Source organism: Microbacterium sp. UBA1612 (assembly GCF_002321605.1).
Classification (GTDB): Bacteria; Actinomycetota; Actinomycetes; order Actinomycetales; family Microbacteriaceae; genus Microbacterium; species Microbacterium luteum.
Genome location: NZ_DCMW01000002.1, coordinates 58572 through 80456 on the forward strand (window position 1 = coordinate 58572; position 21885 = coordinate 80456).

The window sequence follows — 21885 nt, forward strand, 5'->3', positions numbered from 1 at the left end:
AATCGCCCGGGGCTTGCCCAGGCGCCGCGGGTAGACTCGCGGCATGGTCGAGCGCAACACCTGGCAGCGCGAGCGCGTGCGTGAGGCGCTCGGAGATTCCCCCGGATTCGTCAGCGCCCAGGCGCTGCACGCTCACCTTCGTGAGGAGAATACGGGCATCGGGCTGGCCACCGTCTACCGAGCACTCGCGGGCCTGGCCGCCAAGGGCGAGGCCGATTCCCTGCAGAGCCCCGAAGGAGAGAATCTCTACCGCGCCTGCGAATCGCCGGGCCATCACCATCACCTGATCTGTCGATCCTGCGGGCTGACCGTCGAGATCGCCGCGAGCGACGTCGAGACGTGGGCTCACGCGACCGCCTCGCAGCACGGCTTCACCCAGGCCGAGCACATCGTCGACATCTTCGGCCTGTGCGCCGCATGCACGGCCGCCCAGGCGAACGAGCGTGCCGTCGACTGACACGCGCCGCCGCTCGGAGACCCTCCACGAGCCGTCGTCGACCGCCCGCGCGCTGGTGTGGGCGGGAGCCGGCGTGGCTGTGGTGCTGGCGCTGTTCGCCATCGACCTGCTGCTGCCGTCGCTCTACCCGCTCTCGCTCTCCACGCGCGCGCAAGACGGGCTGACCCTCGCGATCAGCGTGCTGATCGAGTCGCTGCCGTTCATCGCCCTGGGCGTCGTGCTCTCGATCGTGGTGCAGGTGTGGGTGCCGCCCGGCGTCATCGAGCGGTGGCTCCCGCGCGCGGCGTGGGCCCGCCGCGCCGTTCTGTCGCTGCTCGGGATGCTCATCCCCGTATGCGAGTGCGGGAATGTGCCGTTCGCGCGCGGGCTTCTGATGCGCGGATTCAGCGTGCCCGAGACGATGACCTTCCTCATCGCGGCACCGATCGTGAACCCGATCGTCATCATCACGACGCACGCCGCGTTCGGATTCGACGACGGCATCCTCATCGCCCGCCTGGTCGGCGGCTACCTCATCGCGAACCTCATCGGATGGCTGTACAGCCTGCACCGCGACCCCGACGGCCTGCTCACGGAGCGCTTCCGCGAGACATGCGAACTGGTCGCACACGAGCCGGGCGGACGCGTCCGCCGCAGCCTCGCGCAGTTCGTCGTGGAGCTGCGGGCGGTGATGCCCGCCCTCATCATCGGCTCCGCGATCGCCGGGGCGGTGCAGGTGCTCGTGCCGCGAGAGACGCTGCTGGCGATCGGATCCGACCCCGCCCTGTCGATCGTCGCGATGATCGCGCTGGCGATGGTGGTGTCGATCTGCTCCAACGTCGACTCGTTCTTCGCGCTGTCGTTCGCCTCCACCTTCACTCCGGGGTCCATCGTCGCGTTCCTGCTGGTCGGGCCCCTCGTCGACGTCAAGATGCTCGCGCTGCTGCGCACCACCTTCACCACCCGCACCCTCGCCGGCGTGGTCGTCGTGGTCGTTCTCAGCGCATTCGCCATCGCGACGGGGGTGAACCTCTTTGCGTGACCTCGGAGCGCTCGGCACGCGCTGGCTCGGTGTCGGACTCGCGGCGATCATCGCCGTGGTCACCGTCTCGCTCGCCCTCACCGGCGACCTCGACCTCTACATCAACCCCGACTCGTCGTGGTTCGCGGTGTCGATGGCGGTGCTCCTGCTCGTCGGGGCGGTCGCCTCGTTCGCGCTCCCCTTGGGGGCCGAAGCTGAGCACGGGCACGAGCACGGTCCGCCGCCGTCCGCGCCTGCCCCGGGACCACGCCGGCGCGCTCCGGAGCAGGAGCCGGACGCGAGCGCAGGGCCCGATGCTTCCGGCGTCTCGACCCTCCAGGAAACCGACGCGCGTCCGACCTCGCGTGCGCAAGCCCGCGCGGCTCGCGAGGCCGCCGCGAGCGCGTCGGTCGCAGCGGCGCCGCCCCGTGAGGGTGGCACGCCCGACGAGCCGCATCCGTCCGACGCCGCTCCGCACGACGCTCGTCCCCCTGGGCACGCCCACCACGCGCATCCGCTCGCCCTCGCCGCGTCGATCATCGGCGGCGCCATCGCCTCGGGGGTCGTGCTGCTGGCCCTCGTCCTTCCCGCCACCTCGCTGTCGGCCGAGATGGCACTCGCGCGCGACGTCGGCGTCACCCCGCTGTTCGCGGGTCAGGATGCGGTGACCCTCGCCGCATCCGGCGACACCTCCACGTTCGGCATCGGCGAGTGGGCGACGGTGTTCGCGACCTCCACCTCGCCGGAGACCTTCGACGGCCAGGAGGTCACCCTCACCGGGTTCGTCGCCCCGACCGACGACGGGTTCGGCCTGACCCGCCTGGTCATCACCCACTGCGTCATCGACGCGCAGCCGGCCAGCGTGCCGATCGCCTCCGGGGAGGCGGCACCCGAGGCGGGGCAGTGGGTCGAGGTCTCCGGCACCGTGCGGGCCGCGAGCGACGGCACGCTGACGGTCGATGCGGCCGAGGTGTCCGCGATCGACGAGCCCGAGGACCCGTATGAGTACTGACAGGCCTGAGGCCGCGCGTCGGCGCCCGCTCGGCTTCGCGGCCGTCTTCGCGATCGTCGTGGCGACCCTCGTGGTGCTCGCCGCCGTCGGCGCCGCCGTGAGCGTCGCCCAGGGGCCGCGTGCGACCGACGTCGCGGTGGATCCCGAGGCCGCCGTGGAAGCATCCGGCACCCGCGTCATCTTCACGACGACCCAGTCGCTGCAGGAGGTCGACGCCTCGCAGGTGACGATCACCCCGGCAGTCCCGTTCGCGGTGGACACCTCGGGGCGCAGCGTCGGGGTGCGGTTCACCCTGCCACTGTGGGATGAGACCGAGTACACCGTGACGATCGACGACGTGACCGGGCTGGGGGGCGGAGCCACCTCGACCCTCACCGAAACCTTCACGACCCCCGGCATCGACCTGTTCCTGCTGCAGCGCGGCGGCGAGAACGGCGACACGGTCTTCGTCACCGACCTCGACGGCGAGCAGGCGATCCCGGTGTTCACGCACCCCGCGATCGAGGACTTCCGCATCACCGCCGACCACCTGGTGTTCTCGGTGCGGGATGAGAACGATCAGTCGCAGCTGATCGTCACCGACCACGATGGGCAGAACGAGCGCACGCTGGCCCTGCCGGGCGAGGGCACGATCTCCGACCTGCAGGCCGCCGACCGGGGCGATCGGATCGGCTACCTCTTCACCGACGCGGCGGTCGGCACCGAGGGCGCCCTCGAGAGTGCGCTGTTCACGGCATCGGTCGACGACTCCGCCGCCGAGGAGGCGCCCGTGCAGGTCGCCGTCGAGGGGAGCGACGCGCGCGTCGATTCGTGGTCGTTCGTGCCCGACACCGACAGCGTGCTGTTCGTCGGGTTCGACAGCGCCCTGACGCTCACCGGGCCGACGGGGGAGAACCCGGCCTCGTTCGGACTGGCGAACGCGATCGCCGGCATCACCCCCGGCACGTCGGAGGCCGTCATCGATCGTCCGGAAGGATGGGTGGTGCTCGACCTCTCGACCGGTGACGAGACGCCCCTCGTCGCCTCGGCAGAAGACCTCGGCACCCTCAACGACGTGGAGCCTCTTCCCGGCGGCGGCACCCTGCGCACGACGTCCTTGCGCGACGAGGGCGGACAGCCCATCGCCACCACGATCGCGACCGTCGACGACGAGGGTGAGACCGCGATCGTGATGGATGTGCCCAACGAAGACACCGTTCTCCAGACGTGCGTGTCGCCCAGCGGGCGGTATGCGGCCGTGCTCATCGCCCCCGACGTCGTCTCGAACCGCTACGACGGGTATCTGCTCCCGCTGCCCGAGCGGGTCGAGACCCACATCCTCTCCCTCGCCGACAACGCGGAGATCGTGGCGCTCGCGGGGTTCGACGCGTCGTGGTGCCGGCTGCCGCCCGGATGAGCGGGGTCGGCGACGGACTGCGCCCCGCCGCGCGCGAGGACCTGCGCGCGCTCGCCGTGGACGTGGCGCCACGCCTGCTCGGCGGCGTGCTCGTGACCGACGTCGCCGAGGAGCGGGTGGTGGTGCGCATCACCGAGGTCGAGGCCTATCTCGGGCTCGGAACCGGCGACGTGCCCGATCCGGGCTCGCACGCGCGGATGGGTCCCACGGCGCGGAACGCCACGATGTGGGGCGAGCCGGGTCACCTCTACATCTACCTCAGCCACGGCATCCACTCGTGCGTCAACGTCGTGGCCGCCCCCGCCGGCGGAGCCGGCGGCATCCTGCTGCGCGCCGGTGAGATCGTCGACGGTGAGGATGCTGCGCTCCGGCGCCGTACCGCCGGTCGCGGCGTCGTGCGCCGACCGCGTGACCTCGCCCGCGGTCCGGGTCGACTGGGCGACGCGGTTGGCCTGCGGCATCCGGTCCACGACGGGATCGACGCGATCGAGCCGGACGAGCGAGCCGGCGCACGGGCCCGACTGTGGCTTCGCGAGGAGCCGCTCGCGGCGGTCGCCCGCGGTCCGCGCGTGGGAGTGGCCGGCGTCGCCGGCACCGCGGAGTATCCGTGGCGCTTCTGGATCGAGGGGGATCCGACCGTCTCCGCCTTCCGGTGGGGGAGGGGAGCGGCCGCCCTGTCGGAGCCGACACGCCCGACGTGCTAGGGTGGTTGTTTGTCTGCGCGCACTCCAGCGCGTAGTTCGCACCCCACACCATCGCTCGACCCGCAAACGGGACGTCTTCGGTGCGGGGCGCAGACAAGGGATCTTGGGTGGAGCCGTCCGGCTTCACGGTACAGAAGGAGACACCATGGCCGCAGTGTGCCAGGTGACTGGAGCGGTTCCCGGCTTCGGTCACAACATCAGCCACTCGCACCGACGGACGAAGCGCCGCTTCGACCCGAACGTGCAGAAGAAGACCTACTACGTTCCGTCGCTCGGTCGTAAGGTCACCCTGAACGTGTCCGCCAAGGGCATCAAGGTGATCGACGCGCGCGGTATCGAGTCGGTTGTGAAGGACCTCGTCGCGAAGGGTGTGAAGCTCTAATGGCGAAGAAGGCTCAGGACGTCCGTCCGATCATCAAGCTGCGTTCGACCGCGGGCACGGGATACACCTACGTCACGCGCAAGAACCGCCGCAACAACCCCGACCGTATCGTGCTGAAGAAGTACGACCCGGTGGTCCGCAAGCACGTCGATTTCCGAGAGGAGCGCTGATCATGGCCAAGAAGAGCAAGATCGCGCGCAACAAGCAGCGCCAGGAGGTCGTGGACCGCTACGCGGCGAAGCGCCTCGAGCTGAAGAAGCAGCTCGTCGACCCGACCTCGACCGACGAGCAGCGTGAGGAGGCCCGCGTGGGCCTGCAGAAGCTGCCCCGCAACGCATCGCCGGTGCGCCTGCGCAACCGCGACGTCATCGACGGTCGCCCGCGCGGACACCTGAAGAAGTTCGGCATCTCGCGCGTGCGCTTCCGCGACATGGCACACCGTGGGGAACTCCCCGGTGTGACGAAGTCGAGCTGGTAAGCGAGACGCGTTTCACGAAGGCCCGGATCCACCTGGATCCGGGCCTTCGTCATCCCCGCGGGCGGATCCCGCCGGTCGTCATCCCCGCGGGCGGATCCCGCCGGTCGTATCCCCGCCGGCATCCGTTGGTCGTTCCTCGATCGCCGTGTGCCCTGTCTCAGGCTGACGGCGTCTGAATGCGGCTGAAAGGCCTGAATCGGGCTTCCCGCGAGACCCCAGCCTGAGTTCGTGCACGCGGGGGAGTGGTTCCGAGCGCGTACGGTGGGTCACAACGGACGCCTCAGGCGCCATGGACGCCTCGGGCACTATGGACGCCTCGGGTCACGACGGACGCCTCAGGCACCACGGGGGCCTCACCCGCCGACGAGGATTCCCGTCCACCGCCTCGAGGAGGCCACGATGCCGCTGGACCCCTTCTTCGCGGAGCGCCTGCGCGTGCATCGCCGCTACCTGCTCGGCAAGGCGTGGCACCGGGTGCGCGACGCCGTGCGAGGCCTCCTGCATCCGCGAGACCCGGGTGTCCGTCCGAGACCCGGCGGCACGCGGCCCGGTCTCGGACGCAGGCCCCAGTCTCGACCCGCGCCGGCCCGTCCGAAGCGCCGCCGCGCGGCCCGAACGCCGGCATCCGCCCGCGCGAAGCACCGCCGCGCGGCCCTCGCATGGGACCGCACCGAGCTCGAGACGGTGGGCACGTCGGGGCCGGAGCTGCGCATCACCGAGCACGTCGTTCCGGTGCCGGGATTCCCCGAAGTGAGGGTGCGCGTCTACCATCCGCCCCAGCACGAACGGCCCGTGCCCGGCGTGCTGGCGTTCTTCGGGGGAGCGTTCCGGATCGGCGGCATCGACTACCCCACGACGGATGCCGCCTTCCGGCGCCGCGCACACGATGCCGGCGTCGCGATCATCGCCGTCGACTACGCGCTGGCTCCCGAGCATCGGTACCCCACCCAGGTCGAGCAGGGGTACGCGTGCCTGGAGTGGCTCATCGCACACGCGGACGAGCTGGGCATCGACGCCGAGCGGATCGGCATCGCGGGCACCTCCGCGGGCGGCTCACTCGCGGCGGCCCTCACGCTGGTCAACCGGGACCGCGCGCGGCACCCGCTGCGGCTGCAGCTGCTCGAGGTGCCGGTCGTCGACCTCACCGGTCGCCATCTCGACCTGCGCGCAACGTGGGCGCTCGGCATTCCAGCGCTCATCGCGCTGCGCGAGCTGCGCTCGGTCGCCCGCACGTATCTGCCGCGTCCCGCCGCGGCGCGCGAGCCGCTCGCCTCGCCCATCCGTGCGGCGTCGCACCGCGGTCTGCCGTCGGCGGTGATCCTCACCGCCGAGTACGATCCGCTGCGCGGCCACGGTGACGCGTACGGCGCTGCGCTGCGACGCGACGGCGTCGCGGCGAGCGTCGTGCAGTACCGAGGCGGAACGCATGACACCGCGCTGTTCACCGGTGCGCTGCCGCTCGCGCGCCGGTGGCACGACGACGTCGTGGCGGCTCTGCGGTCCCTGCACACGCTCGAACCGCCCTCGGGGTGAGACACCGCGATTGCCGCGAGAAACCGCGCATCGCGGTGTTTCTCGAGCCGAGAAGGGTGTCTCACGCGTCACACGGGCCCCACGGAGGCCGCGACACGCCGGGTGACCCCCCTCTCGAGGCCCGAAATCCGCATGATTCCGCGGTTCGTGGGTATATTCGAGGCGGTCGTTCCGACCAAGCCGGGAGGCAGTCGCCGCTCGGTCCAAGAAACGAGAGGCGACGATCCGTCGCCTTGGAGGACACACATATGGCTGACAAGTCCATCACCAAGACCGAACTCGTCGCGAGCATCGCCAGCGCGACCGGCCAGAGCCAGTCCGCCGTCTCGAGCGTGCTCGACTCCCTCTTCGCCACCGTCTCGGAGGCCGTGGCCAAGGGCAACAAGGTCTCGATCCCCGGATGGCTGTCGTTCGAGCAGGTCGAGACCTCGGCTCGCACCGGCCGCAACCCGCAGACCGGCGAAGAGATCGCCATCCCCGCCGGCAAGCGCGTCAAGGTGACCGCCGGCTCGAAGCTGAAGGCTGCCGTCAAGTAACGACCGCGCCGAACCACACCGGAGGGGATGCCGCTGAGCGGCATCCCCTCCGGTCGTTCCCCAGCGGGAACGATCTACGCTTAGGGGGTGAGTCCCCGCGTGCTGCGGGCCGCCGGGCCCGTGATCCTCGTCGCGGCCGCGCTCCTGGCACTCGTCTGGGCGCTGGCCTACGGCGGTGGTGCAGCGCCCCTCATCCTCGGCGATGCGGGCCCCGTGGTGCGGTGGGGGATCCCGGTCGTCAAGCTCGCGGTCAACCTCGCGGCCGCCGGCATGGTCGGCACCCTCGTCGTGGCCTTGTACGCGCTGAAGGCGGGTGAGCGCGAGTTCGACGTGGCGCTCGATGCCGCATCGGTCTCGGCCGCGGTGTTCACCGTCGCCGCCGGCGCGAACGGCTTCCTCGTCTTCCTCGACTCGTTCAACGCGCAGCTGAGCCTCGGTCCCGAGTTCGGTGCCCAGCTCGGCCGTTTCCTCGTCGAGACCGAACTCGGCCGCGTGTGGCTGATCACCACCGTGCTCGGCGCCATCATCACGGTGCTCGCTTTCGCGGTGCGCTCGTGGACGCCGTCATTCCTGCTCGCGCTCCTCGCCCTCGCCGCGCTCGTGCCCATGGGCACGCAGGGGCACTCGGGCGAGCAGGCGAACCACAACCTCGCCGTGTCGTCCCTCGTGCTGCACATCATCGGCGCCGCCGTGTGGCTCGGGGGCCTGCTGCTCATGGTGCTCATCCGGCCGATCGTTCGCGGCGAGACCATGCGTCGGGCCATGCGGCGCTACTCCACGCTCGCCCTGGTGTCGTTCATCGTGGTCGCGATCTCGGGAACGGTGCGCGCCGCGATCGGCATCGGAGACCTCGGGGGCCTGCTGACCCCCTACGGCGTCATCGTGCTGGTCAAGGTCGTCGCCCTCGTGGCCATCGGCCTGCTGGGCGCGATCTACCGCAATCGCCTCATCGACCGCATGACGGATGCGACGCGCGGCGTGTTCTGGATGCTCATCGCCCTGGAACTCGCCTTCATGGGCATCGCCAGCGGCGCCGCATCCGCCCTCGCCCGCACCGCGCCGCCGACCGACAGCGGCATCCCGGAGGACGTGTCGCCGGCGTTCTACCTCACCGGCGACGAGCTGCCGGCGGAACTGCTGCCGAGCCGCTGGCTGACGGTGTGGGACATCGATGTGCTGTGGGCGTTCGCGGCCGGCTTCGGCCTGTTCTTCTACCTCGCCGGCGTGTGGCGCCTGCACCGGCGCGGCGACGCCTGGCCGATCTACCGCACCGTGATGTGGGTGTCGGGTCTGCTGCTGCTGGTGTGGGTCACGTGCGGAGCCCCGAACGCCTATCAGGACTACCTGTTCAGCGTGCACATGCTCGGTCACATGCTGCTGAGCATGGGCATCCCGGTGCTGCTGGTGGCGGGAGCGCCCGTGACGCTCGCGGCACGGGCCATCCGCAAACGCGACGACGGCACGCGCGGCGGGCGCGAGTGGGTTCTGTGGATCGTGCACTCGCCGTACATGCGGGTGCTCACCAACCCCTTCGTCGCCGCCGGCCTGTTCGTGGTGTCGCTGTGGCTCTTCTACTACACCGACCTCTTCCGCTGGGCGCTGTACGACCACATCGGGCACGTGTGGATGGTCGCGCACTTCCTGCTCACCGGCTATCTCTTCGCGCTCACGCTCATCGGTGTCGACCCGGTGGCGTATCGGCTGCCGTATGCGGGGCGACTGCTGCTGCTGGTCGGTGTCATGGCGATGCACGCGTTCTTCGGCGTCGCGATGATGATGCAGACCGGTCTCATGGCCTCGGAGTGGTACGGCGCGATGGGGCGCACGTGGGGCCTCCCGCCGTTGGATGATCAGTACCTCGGCGGCGGCATCGCGTGGTCGGTGGGGGAGATCCCCACGCTCACGGTGGCGATCACGCTGGCGATCCAGTGGAGCCGCAGCGACGAGCGCATGCAGCGTCGACGCGACCGCGCCGCCGATCGCTCGGGCGATGCCGAGCTCGAGGAGTACAACGCACGTCTGGCCAAGCTCGCCGAACGCGACAAGCGCGCAGAGGAGGCCCTGCGTCGATGACCGATCACTACCGTCGGCGCTGGGTCGGCCTCGTCTTCATCAGCGTCGCGGTGTCGCTGATCATCGTCGATTCGACGATCGTCAACGTCGCCGTTCCCTCGATCGTCGAGGACCTCGGCATCTCGTCGACCGAGGTGCAGTGGGTGCAGGAGGCGTACACCCTGGTGTTCGCGTCGTTGCTGCTGCTGTTCGGCAGTCTCGCCGACCGCTTCGGACGCAAGCGCCTCATGCTCGTCGGGGTCGTCGTCTTCGCCGGTTCGTCCGTGCTGGCCGCGCTCGCGCCGACGGGCGAGCTGCTCATCCTCGCCCGCCTGGTGCAGGGCGTCGGCGGCGCCATGATCCTTCCGACGACCCTCTCGGTGATCAACGCCACCTTCCGCGGGCGCGAGCGGGGCATCGCGTTCGCGGTGTGGGGCTCGACGATCGGGGGCATGGCCGCCGTCGGGCCGCTTCTCGGCGGGTGGCTGACCACCGACTTCTCGTGGCGGTGGGCGTTCGGCATCAACATCCCGCTCGGGATCGCCGTGTTCATCGGGATCGCCGTCGCGGTGGCCGAATCGAAGGAGGCGCGCGCGAAGGGCATCGACGTGGTCGGTGCGGTGCTGTCGGTGCTGCTGTTCGGGGGACTCGTGTTCGGCCTCATCGAGGGCCGCACCTACGGCTGGTGGACCAGCGTCGAGCCCTTCACCCTCGGCGGCTTCACATGGCCGTGGACGATCTCACCGGTGCCGGTCGCCTTCGCCATCTCCGCGCTCGCACTCGTCGGCTTCCTCTCGTGGGGGATCTCGCGCGGTCGCCGCGGGCGACCATCGCTGCTGGAGTTCTCGCTGTTCCGCATCCGCTCGTTCTCGAACGGCAACATCGCCGCGCTGGTGATCGCGCTCGGCGAGTTCGGTCTCATCCTGTCGCTGCCGCTGTGGCTTCAGTTCGTGCTCGGCTTCGACGCCCTGCAGACCGGCCTGGTGCTGCTCGCGCTCGCCGTCGGTTCCTTCGTCGCCAGTGGCATCGCGGGGGCGACGAGCGGCCGCGTGGACCCGATCGTCATCGTGCGGTTCGGCATCGCCGCCGAGATCGTCGGCGTTGTGGCGGTCGCGCTCGTCATCGCACCCGACGCGGTGTGGGGGTGGCTGCTGCCGGCACTGTTCGTCTACGGGATCGGGGTGGGACTTGCGACCGCGCAGCTCACCGGCGTCATCCTGCAGGATGTTCCCGTCGACCTCTCCGGGCAGGGATCGGGCACGCAGTCGACCTCGCGCCAGGTCGGCTCGGCGCTCGGCATCGCCATCCTCGGCACGGTGCTGTTCACATCCACCGGCGGCATCCTCTCGAACAGCCTCGACGATGCGGGCGTGCCCGAAGACCAGCGCGATCAGATCGTCTCATCGGTCGTCGACAGCGCGGGTGCCGCGATCGCGGTGCTCGATGAGACCGATCCATCCGGGGTGGCTGCGGATGCCGCCAGAGCGGCGTTCTCCGACGGGACCCGCCTGTCGGCGCTCACCGCGGCCGGCTTCCTCGTCGTCGGCCTCGGTGCCACGTTCGCGCTCGGCCGCGGCCCCCGGCGCGTCGAGCCCGTCGAGACCGACGCGGCCGGCGCCAGGGCCTGAGTTCAGCCGGCGCCGACCACGATCGAGGCGGTGCCGTCGGGGAGCACGGTGATGGTGCCGGTGACGAGGAACGGCACCTCTTCGCTGACATCGCGGATGCTGCCGTCGAAGAACGACTGGATCTGCACGTCGATGCGGGCGACGGCCTCGGTCGCCGGGATCTTCCAGCTCGCTCCGTCGGGTTCGACCGTGACGGCGGGCTGCTCCGCGATCGACCAGGACGGCAGACCGACGATGCGATCGTCGACCGTGTAGCCGAACGGGCAGGCCGTCGGCTGCAGAACCTCCTGCGTGGCGCACGCCGTGAGGAAGTCCTCGACGCGATCCTGCACGACCTCGACGAACTCCTCGGTCGGCTCGGCTGCGACGGTGACCGGCACCTCCGTCAGCGGCGCGTCGCTGAGCACCGCCACCCCGGGCGTCGCCGCGATCGCGGTGTCGACGGAGACCGAATAGAGGCCGGGGGAGAACACGAGCATCGAGATCGGCGCGGTGGGGTCGGCGTCGACGCCGTCGGGGGAGACCTGCCTCTTGTCGATCTCGAAACCGTTGACCGCGAACTCCATCGAGCCCTCCACCGACAGGTCGATCACGGCGAGCGGGCTCGTGGCGAAGGCCCATGTCGGGGCGATGCCGATCCAGCCGGTGTGCTCGACCTCGAAGGTGACGGTGCCGGGAACGCCGCCGGCGTCGTATTCCGCGATGACCGTGGTGACGTCGCCGTCGGACACCTCCGACACGATCGAGACATCGCGCAGCGAGCCCATCGCCGCCGCGCGCAGGAGGGCGTCGGAGTCGGGTGTCTCGAGTCCCGCGGCCTGCAGCTCGGCGCTGTCGATCGCGACGCCGGGAACGGCGAGCGCCCCGGCGGCGTCGTTGTCGTGCAGCAGATGCAGGTAGTGACGCACGAATGCCGAGGGGCTGTAGAACTCGCGGTAGGCCAGCGTGGCGGCGACCGCGAGGCCGGCCAGCACGAGTGCGGTGATCACGACGATGACGGTCAGGTCGCGCCCGAGCCTGCCGCCCCGCGATCGGCGCCTGGCGGGCGCGCCCGGTGCCGGAGGCGCATGCGACGCCTCCGGTGCGGCATCCGTCGCCCCCCGCTCCACGCCCCCAGTCTAGGAAAGTCCGCCTGACCGACCGCCCGATGCCGTCATGCGGCGTCGCATGGCTACCATGAACCGGTGACCACGCGCGCCCTCTCCCTCGAGCAGGAGTCGCTCTTCCGTCTCATCGAGGACACCCGCGAGCACGTGTTCGTCACAGGTCGCGCCGGCACCGGAAAGTCCACGCTGCTGCAGCACCTGGCGTGGAACACGTCCAAGCAGATCGCGGTCTGCGCACCGACGGGCGTTGCGGCGCTGAACGTCGAGGGTCAGACCATCCACTCGCTCTTCCGGCTGCCGATCGGTCTCATCGCCGACAGCGAGATCGACCAGTCGGATGCCACGCGCAAGATCCTCAACGCCATCGACACCCTCGTCATCGACGAGATCTCGATGGTCAATGCCGACCTCATGGATGGCATCGACCGCTCGCTGCGGCAAGCTCGGGGGCGCCGTGGTGAGCCGTTCGGAGGCGTGCAGATCGTCATGTTCGGCGACCCGTATCAGCTCGCGCCGGTGCCTCCGCGCGGCGACGAGCTGCGCTACATCCGGGATCACTACCGGTCGTTCTGGTTCTTCGACGCCAAGGTGTGGGTCGGCGATGTCGGCGGCGACGGGATCATCGACATCGGATCGCACGGTGCGCAGCTGCACGTGCGCGAGCTCGCCGAGATCCACCGTCAGGCCGATCCGGAGTTCAAGGCGATGCTGAACGCGGTGCGCCACGGCGTCGTCACCGCCGACATCGCCAAGATCCTCAACGACACCGGCGCGCGCACGCCGCCGGACCCCACGGCCGACGAGACACCGATCATCACGCTCGCCACGCGCAACGACATCGTGAACAACATCAACCGACGGCACCTCGATGCCCTGCCGGGACGATCGCAGACCGCGGCGGCGGACATCAACGGCGATTTCGGGCGCGGCGACGCGTATCCGGCCGACGCCGAGCTGAAGCTCAAGATCGGTGCGCAGGTGATGTTCCTGCGGAACGACACGGCGTCGTTCGGCGAGCCGCCGCGCTGGGTCAACGGCACGATCGGCACGGTGACGCGCATCGCCGGCGAGAACGTGCGGGTCGAGGTCGACGGCGAGGAGTTCGACGTCGAACCGGCCGTGTGGGAGAGGTTCCGCTACGCGTACGATCCCGCGTCGAAGTCGCTCACGCGGGAGATCGTGGCCGAGTTCACCCAGTTCCCGCTGCGGCTCGCGTGGGCGGTCACCATCCACAAGTCGCAGGGCAAGACGTACGACCGGGCCGTCATCGATCTCGGCTCGGGCGCCTTCGCGCCGGGCCAGACCTATGTCGCGCTGTCGCGACTGACGTCGCTCGATGGGCTGTACCTGTCGCGCCCGCTGCGGCCGAGCGACATCCGGGTGGATGAGGACGTGCGGCGATTCATGCGCGAGGTGCGCTCAGCGGGTGCGGCGAGTCCGCGGTGAGTCAGGCGATCGCCGCGGCTTTGGCGCGGGCGAGGTCCTCGAACAGCTCGGTGTTGAACCGGTAGGCGACCAGCACCTCGTCGATCACGCGCTCCTTCTCGGCGTCGTCCCACGGTGCGGCGTCGAGCTGCTCGCGGTAGACGTCCTTGAAGGCGTTCGGGTCGGCGATGTCTTCGAAGAGATAGAAGCCGACGCCGTTGGTCTCGAAGCCGAATCGGCGGCACATGAGCCGCCCGATGAACTGGCCGCCGGAGAGGTCGCCGAGGTAGCGCGTGTAGTGATGCGCGACGAAGCCGCCGGCCCACGTGGTGCCCACGAGGTTGATGCGCTCGACGTAGCGCTGCGTGGTCGGCAGCGGAGCGATCTTCTCGCGCCAGTCGGGTCCGATGAGGAACTCGAGGTCGGCCTCGAGAGCGGGAAGGCGCGTCAGCTTGTCGCTGATGAAGACCCTCGCCACCGGGTCGTTGCGCATGCGGTCGGCGGCCGCTTCGAGCGCCTGGTAGATGAACCAGTGCTGCGCCGTGAGAGCGATGTAATCGTCGCGGGTGCCGTCGCCGCGCACGAGGTCGGCCATGAAGCCGGCGTGCTCGCTCGAAGCATGGGCCGTGCTGGACCGCTCACGCAGGGCGCTGGAGAAGGAGATGACCTCGCTCATGTCGCCATTGTAGGGGAAGAGTTAGGTGAACCTAACCGTGGATTTCGAGACGGGTGCGCGTCAGGCGTGCGGTCGGGGCTCGACCCCGAGGCGGCGGCACGCTTCGTCATACAGCGCGACGACCTCGCGACGCACCTCGGGGCGTTCCGAGATCGTGCCGCCCGGCCACGGGATGCGCACCTCGGCGACCGTTCCCGCGGCGGAGGTGACCTCCCACACGCCGCCGTCGCCGTCGAAGCCGGTCATCGTGGCCGCGGCGATGTCGCGCTCGGGAGCGAACGCGCGGGTGATGAGCAGGTTGTCGTCGGTGTGATCGCCGTTCATGTGGCGGAGGATCGCGGTCTGGACGTCGGGATCGAAAACGTGAGTCACGGAGCATAGCGTAGGGCGGATGCTCGCCGTGCTGTGACCGAGTCGTTACGTGCGTGTGTTTGAATTCAGAGGTCACCGGGGGGTGGGAAGTCGAAGAACATGTTGCGCCGCAGGATTCTGGGAGTCTCGGCGATGGCCTTTGCCGTCGCCCTGACCGCCTCGGCGTGCTCGGGCGGCGCCACCGTCGAGATCGACGTTCCCGCGCAGGTCGAGGGCGGGTTCACCGACGAGATCCAGCAGGAGCTGCAGGCGGCGGCCGAGCAGGCGATGGCGGCATCCGGTGCGACCGGCGCGATCGTCGGGGTCTGGGCACCGTGGAGCGGCTCGTGGGTGGCGGGTCTCGGAACGACCGGTCCGGACGGGGCCGCGGTGTCCGAGGATATGACCTTCCGTGCCAGTCGGGTGACCCGCGCGATGACGTGCGACGTGCTGTACGTGCTCGATGAGAAGGGCACGGTGTCCCTCGACGACAGCGTCACCGACTATGTCACCGGCGTGCCCGACCTCGAGGCCGTCACCCTGGAGATGCTGTGCGACGGCACGTCGGGTGTCGGTTCGTACGAGCCCTACCTGAAAGCCGATTGGCTCGAGTTCCCCGGACGCGAGTGGGATCCCGCGTTCCTGGCCAGCTTCGGGCTGTCCGATCGCAGCGATGCCGAGCCCGGCGCGACCTTCCGGGAGTCCGATGCCGGCTACGTTCTGCTCGGCCAGGCGCTGGAGAATGCGACGCGCATGTCGGCATCCGATCTCATCGCCGAGTACGTCACCGAGCCGCTCGAGCTGACCTCCACCGAGCTTCCGGGCGCGGCGCCCGCCGAGCCCGGTGCGAACCCGCTGCCCGGATACCAGTCGCTGCGGGGCGAAGAGGGTCTGAACTGCGCCGAACCGACCGACTACACGGAGTCGTCGTCGAGCATCGGGTTCACCGATTCCGGTGTGACCAGCTCGATTCAGGATCTCGGCCGCTACGCGCAGGCGCTCGCGACGGGTGCGCTGCTCCCCGATGACACGGAGCGCTTCGACGACGCCAAGCCGGCCTACGGTGATGCCCCGTCATGGCAGACGACGGCCGGGGGAGCCCGCATCACCGGCTCGCTCATCGGTCAGTTCGGCACGACCCTCGGCTATTCGACCGCGGCGTTCTCCGATCCCGACACCGGCCTGACCGTCGCCCTCGTGCTGAACAACTCCGCCGGCGGCGTGGCGTTCCCTGCATACCTCGCGTGGGAGCTCGCCGCGATCGCGTCGAAGGCGCCCGCTGCTTCCGGCCAGGAGGCACCGACCGCCGGGCTGCCGTGGACGGCGGAGCAGTTCCACGCGCAGATCGCCGATCGCGCGATCTGTCCGATACCCGACGCCGAAGGCTGACGCCTCGGTGAGCGTGCGCACCGGCAACGCCCCCGCGGTGCTGCTGGTGGTCACCGGCCTCGCCTGTCAGGAGATCGGCGCATCGTTCGCGGTGCTGCTGTTCCCGGAGGTCGGCCCCCTCGGCATGGTGATGCTGCGGCTGGTGTTCTCCGCGCTGCTGCTCTGGATCATCGCCCGGCCGGCCCTGCGCGGACACACGCGCGACGGGTGGGCGGCGGTGGTCGGCTTCGGTGTCGTGCTCGCCGTGATGAACGGGCTGTTCTATCTCGCGCTGGAGCGGCTGCCACTCGGCGTGACGGTCACGATCGAGGTGCTGGGTCCGCTCACGCTGTCGATCATCGCGAGCCGTCGCGCATCCGCGTGGCTGTGGGCGGCGATCGCCCTCATGGGTGTGGTCGCGCTCGGCGGAGGCGGATGGGAGCGCCTCGATCCGATCGGCGTGCTCTTCGCCCTCGGGGCCGCCGCGAGCTGGGCGTTCTACATCGTCGCCTCGGCGCGCGTCGGGCGGGAATTCCCGAAGCTCGAGGGGCTGACCCTGGCGATGACCGCGGGAGCGGTGATCGCGCTGCCGTTCGGCATCGCATCGGCCGGCGAGGCGATTTTGCGGCCGGAGCTGCTCGGTCTCGGTGCCGCCGTCGCGCTGCTGTCGTCGACGATCCCCTACGCCTTCGAGCTCGTGGCGCTGCGCCGTCTGCCCGCGGCGGCGTTCGCGATCCTCATGAGCCTTGCGCCCGCCACCGCGGCCCTCGCCGGGTTCCTCCTTCTCGGTCAGCTTCTGTCCTGGCTCGAGGTCGTCGGGATCGGACTCGTGATCGTCGCAAGTATCGGTGCGGTGCAGACCGCACCGCGGTCGGAGGCGAACCCGAACGAGGACGCCGCTGCCGGCGAGCCGGCCGCGGACGGGCCTCATCCCCCCGCCGACCCCGCGCAGGAGCCGTTCACCGAACCGCTCGCCTGAGGAATTCACCCGCGCGAAACGGCGGACGCGCTACGGTGGTCTCTCGCTGGGGAGGGAAGCGGAGGGCGCATCGATGTCACAGCGGATCCCCACGCGCCTGCGTTCTCGCGCAAGCGCCCTTCTGGCCGCGGTCGCCCTCGTCGCCGGGTTCGGCGTCGTCTCGGCGCCCGCATCCGCCTCCGAGTCCGGCTGGCTGCACACCGACGGTGCACGCATCGTCACCGAGGCGGGAGAGGCGCACACCATCCGTGCCGTGTCCTGGCTCGGTCTCGAAACGTCCAACTGTGCGCCGCACGGCCTGTGGACGATCTCACTCGATGAGGGGCTGCAGACCATCGCGGGGCTGGGATTCAACGCGATCCGCCTGCCCTACGCCAACGAGTGCCTCACCGCATCGAGCACATCCTCCATCGACGCGAACGCCAATCCCGACCTCGTGGGCCTCACGCCGTTGCAGGTGATGGACGCGGTCATCGACCGCGCAAGCGCGTACGGGCTCGATGTGATCCTCGATCGCCACCGTCCGACCACCTCGGGACAGTCCTCGCTCTGGTACACCTCGGAGGTCGACGAACAGCAGTGGATCGACGATTGGGTGATGCTCGCCGAGCGCTACGCCGACGATCCGACGGTGATCGGCGCCGATCTGCACAACGAGCCCCACGACAGCGCGTGCTGGGGATGCGGCGACGCGAGCGTCGACTGGCCGGCTGCGGCAACGCGAGCCGGCAACGCGGTGCTCGCCGCGAACCCGAACCTGCTCATCATCGTGGAGGGTGTCGGTCGCGACGTCGACGGGAGCTGGACGTGGTGGGGCGGGGGCCTGCGCGGTGTCGCCGATGACCCGGTGGTGCTCGAGGTCGCCGATCGCGTCGTCTACTCGCCGCACGATTACCCGGCGTCGGTCGCGTGGCAGAACTGGTTCGGTGCGTCGGACTACCCGGACAACCTCACCTCGGTGTGGGACACCAACTGGGGCTATATCCAGAAGCAGGGCATCGCGCCGGTGCTGCTCGGCGAGTTCGGGACCAAGCTCGAGACCGACAGCGACCGGCTGTGGTTCGACGAGATCATCGCCTACCTCGACGAGAACGACATGAGCTTCGCCTTCTGGTCGTTCAACCCCAATTCGGGCGACACCGGCGGCATCGTCGCCGACGACTGGCGCACCCCGGAAGCCGACAAGGTCGCCGCCCTCGCGCCGTTGCTGGCCCAAAGCGTCGGGCCGGTCCCGACGCCCACCGTCTCGCCCAGCCCGAGCGCCACGCCGACGCCGACGCCCACGCCGACCCCGACCCCGACCCTCACGCCGACGTCGACCCCCACGCCGACCCCGACCCTCACGCCGATGCCGGCCCCCACGCCCACGGTGACGCCGGGCCCGGCTGCGCTGTCGGGATCGCTCGAGCCCACCAGCGTCTGGGGACAGGGCTACGTCGCGAATGTCGTGGTCACCGCGGCGTCGCACCAATCCGGGTGGACGGCGTCGTGGACCTCGCCGACAGCGACGGGGATCGTCAACGCGTGGGGCATGGACTGCTCCCTCGCCGGCAGCACGATCACGTGCGACGGTGCGGGGTGGGCCGCATCCCTCTCGCCGGGTCAGACGATGACGGTGGGGCTGCAGGTGGCCGCCACGTCGGCGCCCACGGTGTCGTCGTTCACCCTCGCGCCGCACTGATCCGCGTCTCCCGCGGAACGCGACTCAGGCGGCGAGGGCCGCCTCGATGAGGCGCGCGGTCGCGGCGGCGCCGTCGGCGCCCTCGTAGGCGTCGCGCACCTCGTCGGCCGCCAGACGGATGCCCGGGTCGGCGAGCACGTGCCGCACGGCGTCGAGGAAGGCCGGCGTGCCCGCATCCTTCCGTGACAGGGCGATCGCGTTGCCGCGGGACGCGCACGCCCGCACATGCCACGTCTGCTCGGGCTGCAGGCCCATCCCGACGAAAGGCACACCGGTGGCACAGGCGGTCTGCACCGTGCCCTGGCCACCGTGGATGACGGCCGCGTCGACGAGCCCGCCCAACCGGTGTGCGGGCAGCAGATCGGTGACATGGATGTTCTCGGGCACGGTGTCGTCGGGCCGGAGGTAGTGACGGATGGGCGCGACGACGTTGACGGGGAGGGTGCCGAGCGCGCCGGTGAGGGTGAGCGCGAGGCGCCGGTCGGCCGAGCTGCCGAGGGCCAGGTACACGAGCGGGGTGTCTTCGCGGGCGAGTTCTTCGACCACCGCGGGGATCGGTGCGTCGATGTGCGCGAAGATCGGTCCGACCCGTTCGAACCCGGCAGGCAGGTCGATGCCCTCCAGTTCCCACGGCATCTCGGTCAGGAGGTTCCGGTCGGCGGTCAGCAGCGACCCGACGGTGCGCAGCGGAGGCACGCCATTGGCTTTCGCGACGCGCGTGAACGCGCGGGGTGCCAGGGGTGCGGTCGTGTAGATCCATCGGAAAACCGCGGTCGCCACCCGGTCGGCGACGCGGGCGATCGCGCCCTTCCCGGAGACGAAGCCCATGTGCACGGCCGCCGACACCTGCGCATCGGTGAGGGCGTACGGCACCGGATAGAACAGCGGGATGCCCTCGGCACGGGCCGAGATGAAGGACGTGAGATTCGAACCCGTCACCATCGCCTTCGCTCCGGTCTCGCGCACGAGGTGCCGCTCGACCGCCACGCGGGCGCTGACCAGCTCGGTCGTGAACGGGCTACGGATCGCCCTCCCCTGGTCGAAGGCGAGGGCCTGGTCGCGCTCTTCCCGGGACCACGAGGGACGGCAGGCGCGATAGTCGAACCCCGCATCACGGATGAGGTCGGCGAAGTCGGGTTCATACCCGAGGAAGACCGCGTCGTGTCGAGGATCCAGGGCTCGTGCGACCTGGATCATGCGGGTCGTTTCAGCGAGGTTGAACGTGACCGGGCAGAAGAGCACCGTCGCCATGCCGCCACTCTAGCGACGGCTCGAGCGCTGCGGGTCCGCCGATGGCGGCCTTGCACGTGGAACGACTACTTGACCGAGCGGTAAGAAACGCAGATCTTCCGTCAACATGACCCGTCAGGACGCTGGATCTTGCCCTTAGCGTCATCGCATGGCCCCGACGACACCTGACGCATCCCTCGTGTCTGCCATAGCGCCGCGTCCAGCGTCTGGCTCTGCCGTGCGAGCCGTGTTCTTCGTGTCGGACAACACCGGTATCACGGCCGAGACCCTGGGCAGTGCGCTGCTCGCCAACTTCCCGGATGCGCGCTTCGAGCGTCACACGGTCCCCTTCCTCGGCAGCGTCACCGCGGTCGATGCGGTGGTCGGGCACCTGCGACGCTGCGCGCAAGCCGGCGGTGCCCCGATCGTCTTCGCGACGGTGAAGGATGCCGGCATCCGGTCTCGTCTCGCGGGGGCCGGCGCCGTGGTGATCGACCTGTTGGCGGGGCATTTCACCGAGCTCGAGGCCGAGCTCGGTGCCACCGCCGAGACGCGCTCCGGGCAGTACCACGGGCTCGGGGACCTCGAGCAGTACTTCCGCCGCATGCGGGCCGTTGAGTACGCGATCGAACACGACGACGGCCAGAGCGGGCGCGACCTGGCGAGCGCCGATGTGATCATCGTCGCGCCCTCGCGGTGCGGGAAGACGCCGACGACGATGTACCTGGCCCTCCACTACGGGCTCCTTGTCGCGAACTATCCGCTCACTGACGACGACTTTCCGACCGACGGTCTGCCGCGCATCGTCGCCCCGCACGCAGACCGCTGCTTCGGGCTGACCACCACTCCGCTCCGTCTCAGCCAGGTGCGCCACGAGCGCCGCCCGAACTCCACCTACGCGAGCCTCGCCCAGTGCACGCTCGAGCTCCGCCGGGCCGAAGACCTCTACCGCCGCACGCACCTTCCGTTCCTCAGCTCCGCGACCCGCAGCGTCGAGGAGATGTCCGCCGTGATCCTGCAGTCCATGAATCTGCGCGACCGACCCCACGAAAGGCCCGCCCCATGACCAACATCCTGCGTTTCGACGAGATCGGCATGAACGACCTCGCCCAGGTGGGCGGCAAGAATGCGTCGCTCGGCGAGATGGTGTCTCACCTGGCGTCCGCGGGCATCCGGGTTCCCCCGGGCTTCGCCACGACCGCCGACGCCTTCGCGCGGTTTCTCGCCGCGGGCGAGCTCGACGCTCGCATCCGCGCCGCCGTCGAGGGCATCGATATCGACGACGTCGCGGCGCTCACCCACCTGGGCGCGCGTGTTCGTGCCTGGATAGAGGAGCAGCCGTTCCCCGCCGACCTCGAAGCCGACATCCGCTCGGCCTACGCGGACCTCGTCGCGGGTGAGTCCGATCCCACGGCGGTCACGTGGGCTGTTCGCTCCAGCGCCACCGCCGAAGACCTCCCCGACGCCTCGTTCGCCGGTCAGCAGGAGACGTTCCTCAACATCGGCGGCATCGAGAACATCCTGAGCGCGATCCGTCGTGTGTTCGCCTCGCTCTACAACGACCGAGCGATGTCCGATGACAAGGAATCTGTAGTTTGTGCCACTGATCTTGTGACGAGTCTCCGCGGAATCTCGGGGCTCGCCAACAGGGGCGGGATCGTCTTCCACGCTTTGCGTGTCATTGATTCTGTAGTTCGCCGGAGGTGGCGCTGGCGCCGAGTTGGTGTTGCGTAAGACGTACCTGAGCGCAAAGTTTCAACGGGCCGGGTAATCGCGACCCCTCGGGCATGCTCGCCCTTGGATCCCAGTGACCGTGCGGGTGTGTCCGCTGACCGAACCGCTGCCGCGGTGTTCGGTTGGCCGCGGTTTAGCCTCGATCCACCGATGAGTC

At 69.9% G+C, this 21885-nt stretch carries 22 protein-coding genes; 18 read left to right on the plus strand and 4 right to left on the minus strand.

All coding sequences use genetic code 11. The features are described from left to right. Positions 1 to 43 precede the first annotated feature (43 nt). The 12 genes from B3S45_RS00430 to B3S45_RS00485 all read left to right on the plus strand — a co-directional run bounded on the left by B3S45_RS00430 (position 44) and on the right by B3S45_RS00485 (position 11178). Positions 44 to 457, plus strand: a complete 414-nt coding sequence (locus B3S45_RS00430; protein ID WP_071045233.1) for a Fur family transcriptional regulator — start codon at positions 44 to 46, stop codon at positions 455 to 457. Further along, positions 444 to 1478 carry a permease gene (locus tag B3S45_RS00435; protein WP_286716775.1) on the plus strand — a complete coding sequence of 345 codons (1035 nt, stop codon included), beginning with the start codon at positions 444 to 446 and terminating at the stop codon, positions 1476 to 1478. Before B3S45_RS00430 ends, B3S45_RS00435 begins: the two co-directional genes overlap by 14 nt. Next, complete coding sequence (locus B3S45_RS00440; protein ID WP_286716776.1) at positions 1471 to 2469, plus strand: TIGR03943 family putative permease subunit; 999 nt, start codon at positions 1471 to 1473, stop codon at positions 2467 to 2469. The genes B3S45_RS00435 and B3S45_RS00440 overlap by 8 nt, the downstream gene beginning before the upstream one ends. Beyond that, entirely contained in the window at positions 2459 to 3865 is a 1407-nt protein-coding gene (locus tag B3S45_RS00445) for a hypothetical protein (protein WP_286716778.1), read from the plus strand. The genes B3S45_RS00440 and B3S45_RS00445 overlap by 11 nt, the downstream gene beginning before the upstream one ends. Then, positions 3862 to 4569: a DNA-3-methyladenine glycosylase gene (locus B3S45_RS00450; RefSeq protein ID WP_071045289.1), complete on the plus strand. Its 708-nt coding sequence runs from the start codon at positions 3862 to 3864 to the stop codon at positions 4567 to 4569. The genes B3S45_RS00445 and B3S45_RS00450 overlap by 4 nt, the downstream gene beginning before the upstream one ends. Before the next feature lie 145 nt (positions 4570 to 4714). Beyond that, positions 4715 to 4951 carry a 50S ribosomal protein L28 gene (gene rpmB / locus B3S45_RS00455; protein ID WP_071045229.1) on the plus strand — a complete coding sequence of 79 codons (237 nt, stop codon included), beginning with the start codon at positions 4715 to 4717 and terminating at the stop codon, positions 4949 to 4951. Beyond that, on the plus strand, positions 4951 to 5121 hold the full coding sequence (gene rpmG / locus B3S45_RS00460) for a 50S ribosomal protein L33 (protein ID WP_013584775.1): 171 nt from the start codon (positions 4951 to 4953) through the stop codon (positions 5119 to 5121). Before rpmB ends, rpmG begins: the two co-directional genes overlap by 1 nt. A gap of 2 nt (positions 5122 to 5123) precedes the next feature. Beyond that, entirely contained in the window at positions 5124 to 5429 is a 306-nt protein-coding gene (gene rpsN / locus B3S45_RS00465) for a 30S ribosomal protein S14 (RefSeq protein WP_071045228.1), read from the plus strand. A 399-nt stretch (positions 5430 to 5828) separates the two neighbouring features. Then, the gene (locus tag B3S45_RS00470) at positions 5829 to 6962 is read left to right on the plus strand and encodes an alpha/beta hydrolase (RefSeq protein ID WP_286716793.1); all 1134 of its coding nucleotides are present in this window, start codon (positions 5829 to 5831) and stop codon (positions 6960 to 6962) included. 248 nt (positions 6963 to 7210) lie between these two features. Further along, positions 7211 to 7498 carry an HU family DNA-binding protein gene (locus tag B3S45_RS00475; RefSeq protein WP_071045226.1) on the plus strand — a complete coding sequence of 96 codons (288 nt, stop codon included), beginning with the start codon at positions 7211 to 7213 and terminating at the stop codon, positions 7496 to 7498. Positions 7499 to 7585: 87 nt separating this feature from the next. Beyond that, positions 7586 to 9571: a cytochrome c oxidase assembly protein gene (locus B3S45_RS00480; protein ID WP_286716795.1), complete on the plus strand. Its 1986-nt coding sequence runs from the start codon at positions 7586 to 7588 to the stop codon at positions 9569 to 9571. Beyond that, positions 9568 to 11178: a DHA2 family efflux MFS transporter permease subunit gene (locus B3S45_RS00485; protein WP_286716797.1), complete on the plus strand. Its 1611-nt coding sequence runs from the start codon at positions 9568 to 9570 to the stop codon at positions 11176 to 11178. Before B3S45_RS00480 ends, B3S45_RS00485 begins: the two co-directional genes overlap by 4 nt. Positions 11179 to 11180: 2 nt before the next feature. On the opposite strand, the gene B3S45_RS00490 is transcribed toward B3S45_RS00485, so the two are convergent. After that, positions 11181 to 12287 carry a hypothetical protein gene (locus B3S45_RS00490; RefSeq protein ID WP_286716798.1) on the minus strand — a complete coding sequence of 369 codons (1107 nt, stop codon included), beginning with the start codon at positions 12285 to 12287 and terminating at the stop codon, positions 11181 to 11183. Between the two features lie 75 nt (positions 12288 to 12362). Between B3S45_RS00490 and B3S45_RS00495 the strand changes: the two genes are divergently transcribed. Next, positions 12363 to 13730 carry an ATP-dependent DNA helicase gene (locus B3S45_RS00495; RefSeq protein WP_071045222.1) on the plus strand — a complete coding sequence of 456 codons (1368 nt, stop codon included), beginning with the start codon at positions 12363 to 12365 and terminating at the stop codon, positions 13728 to 13730. A gap of 1 nt (position 13731) precedes the next feature. Here the strand turns inward: B3S45_RS00495 and B3S45_RS00500 are convergent, their stop codons facing one another. Both B3S45_RS00500 and B3S45_RS00505 read right to left on the minus strand, forming a co-directional pair. Further along, entirely contained in the window at positions 13732 to 14385 is a 654-nt protein-coding gene (locus tag B3S45_RS00500; protein WP_194384028.1) for a heme oxygenase (biliverdin-producing), read from the minus strand. 60 nt (positions 14386 to 14445) lie between these two features. Further along, a complete protein-coding gene (locus tag B3S45_RS00505; RefSeq protein ID WP_075807123.1) occupies positions 14446 to 14757 on the minus strand; it encodes a DUF2470 domain-containing protein in 312 nt (103 codons plus the stop codon). Between the two features lie 132 nt (positions 14758 to 14889). Here B3S45_RS00505 and B3S45_RS00510 point away from each other — a divergent pair, with 132 nt between their 5' ends. The 3 genes from B3S45_RS00510 (at position 14890) to B3S45_RS00520 (ending at position 18764) form a co-directional block, all read left to right on the plus strand. Then, entirely contained in the window at positions 14890 to 16125 is a 1236-nt protein-coding gene (locus tag B3S45_RS00510; protein WP_286716802.1) for a serine hydrolase domain-containing protein, read from the plus strand. A gap of 7 nt (positions 16126 to 16132) precedes the next feature. Beyond that, positions 16133 to 17083, plus strand: coding sequence for an EamA family transporter (locus B3S45_RS00515; protein ID WP_286716804.1), 951 nt, complete (start codon positions 16133 to 16135; stop codon positions 17081 to 17083). 73 nt (positions 17084 to 17156) lie between these two features. After that, positions 17157 to 18764 (plus strand): cellulase family glycosylhydrolase, encoded by a 1608-nt coding sequence (locus B3S45_RS00520; RefSeq protein WP_286716806.1) that lies wholly within the window; start codon positions 17157 to 17159, stop codon positions 18762 to 18764. A gap of 24 nt (positions 18765 to 18788) precedes the next feature. Here the strand turns inward: B3S45_RS00520 and B3S45_RS00525 are convergent, their stop codons facing one another. Beyond that, entirely contained in the window at positions 18789 to 20015 is a 1227-nt protein-coding gene (locus B3S45_RS00525) for a glycosyltransferase (protein WP_286716808.1), read from the minus strand. A 217-nt stretch (positions 20016 to 20232) separates the two neighbouring features. On the opposite strand from B3S45_RS00525, the gene B3S45_RS00530 reads away from it, so the two are divergent. Together B3S45_RS00530 and B3S45_RS00535 are read left to right on the plus strand one after the other, a co-directional pair. Next, a complete protein-coding gene (locus tag B3S45_RS00530; protein ID WP_286716810.1) occupies positions 20233 to 21060 on the plus strand; it encodes a pyruvate, water dikinase regulatory protein in 828 nt (275 codons plus the stop codon). Continuing rightward, positions 21057 to 21728 (plus strand): PEP/pyruvate-binding domain-containing protein, encoded by a 672-nt coding sequence (locus B3S45_RS00535; protein ID WP_414683056.1) that lies wholly within the window; start codon positions 21057 to 21059, stop codon positions 21726 to 21728. Before B3S45_RS00530 ends, B3S45_RS00535 begins: the two co-directional genes overlap by 4 nt. The last annotated feature ends 157 nt before the right edge of the window (positions 21729 to 21885 follow it).

Coding starts and splice junctions, on each gene's coding strand:
- B3S45_RS00430 (WP_071045233.1), top strand. CDS start 44: ATGGTCGAGCGCAACACCTGGCAGCGCGAGCGCGTGCGTGAGGCGCTC.
- B3S45_RS00445 (WP_286716778.1), top strand. CDS start 2,459: ATGAGTACTGACAGGCCTGAGGCCGCGCGTCGGCGCCCGCTCGGCTTC.
- B3S45_RS00450 (WP_071045289.1), top strand. CDS start 3,862: ATGAGCGGGGTCGGCGACGGACTGCGCCCCGCCGCGCGCGAGGACCTG.
- rpmB (WP_071045229.1), top strand. CDS start 4,715: ATGGCCGCAGTGTGCCAGGTGACTGGAGCGGTTCCCGGCTTCGGTCAC.
- rpmG (WP_013584775.1), top strand. CDS start 4,951: ATGGCGAAGAAGGCTCAGGACGTCCGTCCGATCATCAAGCTGCGTTCG.
- rpsN (WP_071045228.1), top strand. CDS start 5,124: ATGGCCAAGAAGAGCAAGATCGCGCGCAACAAGCAGCGCCAGGAGGTC.
- B3S45_RS00470 (WP_286716793.1), top strand. CDS start 5,829: ATGCCGCTGGACCCCTTCTTCGCGGAGCGCCTGCGCGTGCATCGCCGC.
- B3S45_RS00475 (WP_071045226.1), top strand. CDS start 7,211: ATGGCTGACAAGTCCATCACCAAGACCGAACTCGTCGCGAGCATCGCC.
- B3S45_RS00485 (WP_286716797.1), top strand. CDS start 9,568: ATGACCGATCACTACCGTCGGCGCTGGGTCGGCCTCGTCTTCATCAGC.
- B3S45_RS00500 (WP_194384028.1), bottom strand. CDS start 14,385: ATGAGCGAGGTCATCTCCTTCTCCAGCGCCCTGCGTGAGCGGTCCAGC.
- B3S45_RS00510 (WP_286716802.1), top strand. CDS start 14,890: ATGGCCTTTGCCGTCGCCCTGACCGCCTCGGCGTGCTCGGGCGGCGCC.
- B3S45_RS00520 (WP_286716806.1), top strand. CDS start 17,157: ATGTCACAGCGGATCCCCACGCGCCTGCGTTCTCGCGCAAGCGCCCTT.
- B3S45_RS00525 (WP_286716808.1), bottom strand. CDS start 20,015: ATGGCGACGGTGCTCTTCTGCCCGGTCACGTTCAACCTCGCTGAAACG.
- B3S45_RS00535 (WP_414683056.1), top strand. CDS start 21,057: ATGACCAACATCCTGCGTTTCGACGAGATCGGCATGAACGACCTCGCC.